Here is a 5277-nt window from a genome sequence, read left to right on the forward strand (position 1 = left end):
TATCGGTAAATTTCATCACAAAGGCAAAACCAGTGTCGCACTTATAAGGCTTGTTGTTGGCCTCTGGCTTTTAGCTAATAGCTATGGGCCAGTTGCCATAAGCAACACTTATAGGCTATAAATCTACGGGTAATTAGTACTACTCGGCTATGCTGTTACCAACTTTACACCTGTAGCCTATCAACGTGGTCATCTCCCACGACCCTTAAAAGATGTCTCATCTTGAGGCGAGTTTCACACTTATATGCTTTCAGTGTTTATCTCTTCCAAACATAGCTACTCAGCGGTGCACCTGGCGGTACAACTGATACACCAGAGGTTTGTTCAATTCGGTCCTCTCGTACTAGAATCAAGCCCTCTCAAACATCTAACGCCCGCAATAGATAGAGACCGAACTGTCTCACGACGTTCTGAACCCAGCTCGCGTGCCACTTTAATGGGCGAACAGCCCAACCCTTGGGACCTTCTCCAGCCCCAGGATGTGACGAGCCGACATCGAGGTGCCGAACCTCCCCGTCGATGTGAGCTCTTGGGGGAGACTAGCCTGTTATCCCCGGAGTACCTTTTATCCTATGAGCGATGGCCCTTCCATACGGAACCACCGGATCACTATGTCCTGCTTTCGCACCTGATCGACTTGTAGGTCTCACAGTCAAGCACCCTTATGCCATTACACTCTACGCACGGTTACCAAGCGTGCTGAGGGTACCTTTGAAAGCCTCCGTTACTCTTTTGGAGGCGACCACCCCAGTCAAACTACCCACCACGCAATGTCCTTCTAAAAGAAGTTAGGCTCCAAGTAAGTAAAGGGTGGTATTTCAACGTCGGCTCCACAAACACTAGCGTGCCTGCTTCAAAGCCTCCCACCTATCCTACACATTACTTACTCAAAGTCAATACGAAGTTATAGTAAAGGTTCACAGGGTCTTTTCGTCCCATTGCGGGTAATCGGCATCTTCACCGATACTACAATTTCACCGAGCTCGTGGCTGAGACAGTGCCCAGATCGTTACACCATTCGTGCAGGTCGGAACTTACCCGACAAGGAATTTCGCTACCTTAGGACCGTTATAGTTACGGCCGCCGTTTACTGGGGCTTCAGTCAAACGCTTCGCTTACGCTAACGCCCTTCCTTAACCTTCCAGCACCGGGCAGGTGTCAGACCCTATACAGCATCTTTCGATTTAGCAGAGTCCTGTGTTTTTGATAAACAGTCGCCTGGGCCTCTTCACTGCGGCCAACATTGCTGTTGGCGTCTCTTCTTCCGAAGTTACGAGACTATTTTGCCTAGTTCCTTAGCCACGACTCACTCGAGCACCTTAGGATTCTCTCCTCGACCACCTGTGTCGGTTTTGGTACGGGTTGCTTCACTTCGGCTTTTCTTGGATCCGATTACACTACAGCAGCTTCGCCCGAAGGCTAGGCCTTGACACTTCCGTCCGTCTTTAGTAGCTACATCGAACCGTCCCCTTTTTAGTGTGAGCAAGTATGGGAATATTAACCCATTGTCCATCCACTACCCCTTTCGGGTTCGCGTTAGGTCCCGACTAACCCTCAGCTGATTAGCATGGCTGAGGAAACCTTAGTCTTTCGGTGAGGGGGTTTCTCGCCCCCTTTATCGTTACTTATGCCTACATTTTCTTTTCTATAAGCTCCACAAAGCCTCACGACTCTGCTTCAACGCCGATAGAATGCTCTCCTACCAGATGTACGAATGTACAAATCCATAGCTTCGGTATTCTGTTTATGCCCGATTATTATCCATGCCGGACCGCTCGACTAGTGAGCTGTTACGCACTCTTTAAATGAATGGCTGCTTCCAAGCCAACATCCTAGCTGTCAATGCAGTCCAACCGCGTTGCTTCAACTTAACAGAAATTTGGGGACCTTAGCTGTTGGTCTGGGTTCTTTCCCTCTCGGACATGGACCTTAGCACCCATGCCCTCACTGCCGTAGAACATTTATTAGCATTCGGAGTTTGTCAGGAATTGGTAGGCGATGAAACCCCCGCATCCAATCAGTAGCTCTACCTCTAATAAACTTATATACGACGCTGCACCTAAATGCATTTCGGAGAGTACGAGCTATCTCCCAGTTTGATTGGCCTTTCACCCCTACCCACAGGTCATCCGAAGACTTTTCAACGTCAACCGGTTCGGTCCTCCACTTTGTGTTACCAAAGCTTCAACCTGCCCATGGGTAGATCACAAGGTTTCGCGTCTAATCCTACTAACTATACGCCCTATTCAGACTCGCTTTCGCTCCGGCTCCGGACCTGAAGTCCTTAACCTCGCTAGTAAAATTAACTCGTAGGCTCATTATGCAAAAGGCACGCCGTCACAGAATTAATCTGCTCCGACCGCTTGTAGGCGTACGGTTTCAGGTTCTATTTCACCCTTCTATTCGAAGTGCTTTTCACCTTTCCTTCACAGTACTTGTTCACTATCGGTCTTTCAGGAGTATTTAGCCTTGGAGGATGGTCCCCCCATATTCAGACAGGATTTCACGTGTCCCGCCCTACTCATTTATCACTCTTATATGCCTTTCATATACGGGGCTATCACCCTCTATGGCCGCACTTTCCAGTACGTTCTATTAAACATATAAAAGCTTTTGGGCTAATCCGCTTTCGCTCGCCACTACTTACGGAATCTCTTCGATTTCTTTTCCTCCGGGTACTTAGATGTTTCAGTTCTCCGGGTTTGCTCTCTAATAAATTAGAGTAATACATCTTCAATGTATTGGGTTGCCCCATTCGGATATCTACGGATCAATTCGTGTGTGCCAATCCCCGTAGCTTTTCGCAGCTTACCACGTCCTTCGTCGCCTCTGAAAGCCTAGGCATCCGCCATACGCCCTTAACGATTTCTTTCCTATTTTTAGGTTACTCAAGCACTTATAAGTGCTCGGTTTTCTCTTTGTGATGTCTTTACCGTTAATGTCAATGATCTTAAATCTACTTCAAGTCTAATTCGCAAATATTGTTTTTGGCTCTATCTGCTTCTTTAAAATTAAACCATCTATGATGGTGGAGAATAAGGGAGTCGAACCCTTGACCTCCTGCGTGCAAGGCAGGCGCTCTAGCCAGCTGAGCTAATTCCCCCTCTAGGTATTCAATATTCTAAAATTCCATATTCAAGATTATAATATTGAATCTTATAACTTTGAATTTTAAATCTTAAACCTTGAATCAATTAGTAGTCTCGGGCAGGCTCGAACTGCCGACCTCTACATTATCAGTGTAGCGCTCTAACCAGCTGAGCTACGAGACTTCATTTAATTTTAAATTTTAAATTTTGAATTTTAAATTAATTTTCAAATCTAAAATCTATAATTTATAATCTAAAATCTCCTCTTCCCGTTTACTAATTTCTAGTGGGTTTTATCTTTTTTATAACTGATAATCAATGGTTGATCTTTGATGTGTTACATCATTTATCGCTTATCAATTATCATTTATATATAGCAACCAATAAAAAAACTAAAGCTTTACTTTGAAGTAAGTACTTGTGTCTTGCGACACTAATTTTGTTTATCGTCTAAAAGACGCTCTAAAATGAGATGTTCCAGCCGCACCTTCCGGTACGGCTACCTTGTTACGACTTAGCCCTAGTTACCTGTTTTACCCTAGGCAGCTCCTTTTACGGTCACCGACTTCAGGTACCCCAGACTTCCATGGCTTGACGGGCGGTGTGTACAAGGCCCGGGAACGTATTCACCGCGCCATGGCTGATGCGCGATTACTAGCGATTCCAGCTTCATAGAGTCGAGTTGCAGACTCCAATCCGAACTGAGACCGGCTTTCGAGATTTGCATCACATCGCTGTGTAGCTGCCCTCTGTACCGGCCATTGTATTACGTGTGTGGCCCAAGGCGTAAGGGCCGTGATGATTTGACGTCATCCCCACCTTCCTCTCTACTTGCGTAGGCAGTCTTACTAGAGTCCTCAACTTAATGGTAGCAACTAGTAACAGGGGTTGCGCTCGTTGCAGGACTTAACCTAACACCTCACGGCACGAGCTGACGACAACCATGCAGCACCTTGAAAATTGTCCGAAGAAAAACCCATTTCTGAGCCTGTCAATTCCCATTTAAGCCTTGGTAAGGTTCCTCGCGTATCATCGAATTAAACCACATAATCCACCGCTTGTGCGGGCCCCCGTCAATTCCTTTGAGTTTCAAACTTGCGTTCGTACTCCCCAGGTGGCTTACTTATCACTTTCGCTTAGTCTCTGAAGCCAAAGCCCCAAAAACGAGTAAGCATCGTTTACAGCGTGGACTACCAGGGTATCTAATCCTGTTCGCTCCCCACGCTTTCGTCCATCAGCGTCAGTTGTAACTTAGTAACCTGCCTTCGCAATTGGTGTTCTAAGTAATATCTATGCATTTCACCGCTACACTACTTATTCCAGCTACTTCAACTACACTCAAGACCTGCAGTATCAATGGCAGTTTCACAGTTAAGCTGTGAGATTTCACCACTGACTTACAGATCCGCCTACGGACCCTTTAAACCCAATAAATCCGGATAACGCTTGCACCCTCCGTATTACCGCGGCTGCTGGCACGGAGTTAGCCGGTGCTTATTCGTACAGTACCTTCAGCTATCTACACGTAGATAGGTTTATCCCTGTACAAAAGAAGTTTACAACCCATAGGGCCGTCGTCCTTCACGCGGGATGGCTGGATCAGGCGCTAACCCATTGTCCAATATTCCTCACTGCTGCCTCCCGTAGGAGTCTGGTCCGTGTCTCAGTACCAGTGTGGGGGATCACCCTCTCAGGCCCCCTAAAGATCATCGACTTGGTGAGCCGTTACCTCACCAACTATCTAATCTTGCGCGTGCCCATCTCTATCCACCGGAGTTTTCAATAATAAATGATGCCATTCATTATATTATGGGGTATTAATCTTCCTTTCGAAAGGCTATCCCCCAGATAAAGGCAGGTTGCACACGTGTTCCGCACCCGTACGCCGCTCTCAAGATCCCGAAAGATCTCTACCGCTCGGCTTGCATGTGTTAGGCCTCCCGCTAGCGTTCATCCTGAGCCAGGATCAAACTCTCCATTGTATGTTTGTCTTGACTCACTCAAAGTTTTTTAACGCTTTAGTTTTTCCTTACTTGGTTGTTATATTGTATGTCAATGATCTTCTTAAATCTTCCGCTTTATAACGAAGCAATCTTTCTGTCAGTGTTGCTTCGTATTTGCGAGTGCAAAAATAATAACTTATTTCTTAATGACCAAATGTTTTTAAAAGAATTTTTAAAGTTTTTTT

The 5277-nt window shown here is 46.1% G+C and carries 2 tRNA genes and 2 rRNA genes; all 4 read right to left on the minus strand.

Features of this window, described 5'->3' with window-relative positions:
- Positions 1 to 113: 113 nt before the first annotated feature.
- Positions 114 to 2872, minus strand: a 23S ribosomal RNA gene (locus tag BMW64_RS20185).
- Between the two features lie 154 nt (positions 2873 to 3026).
- Positions 3027 to 3103, minus strand: a tRNA-Ala gene (locus BMW64_RS20190).
- Between the two features lie 95 nt (positions 3104 to 3198).
- Positions 3199 to 3272: transfer RNA gene (locus tag BMW64_RS20195), tRNA-Ile, on the minus strand.
- 282 nt (positions 3273 to 3554) lie between these two features.
- A 16S ribosomal RNA gene (locus BMW64_RS20200) occupies positions 3555 to 5071 on the minus strand.
- Together the 16S and 23S rRNA genes with 2 tRNA genes alongside form the textbook arrangement of a ribosomal RNA operon.
- Between the last annotated feature and the right edge of the window lie 206 nt (positions 5072 to 5277).

Source organism: Chryseobacterium taichungense (assembly GCF_900109935.1).
Classification (GTDB): Bacteria; Bacteroidota; Bacteroidia; order Flavobacteriales; family Weeksellaceae; genus Chryseobacterium; species Chryseobacterium taichungense.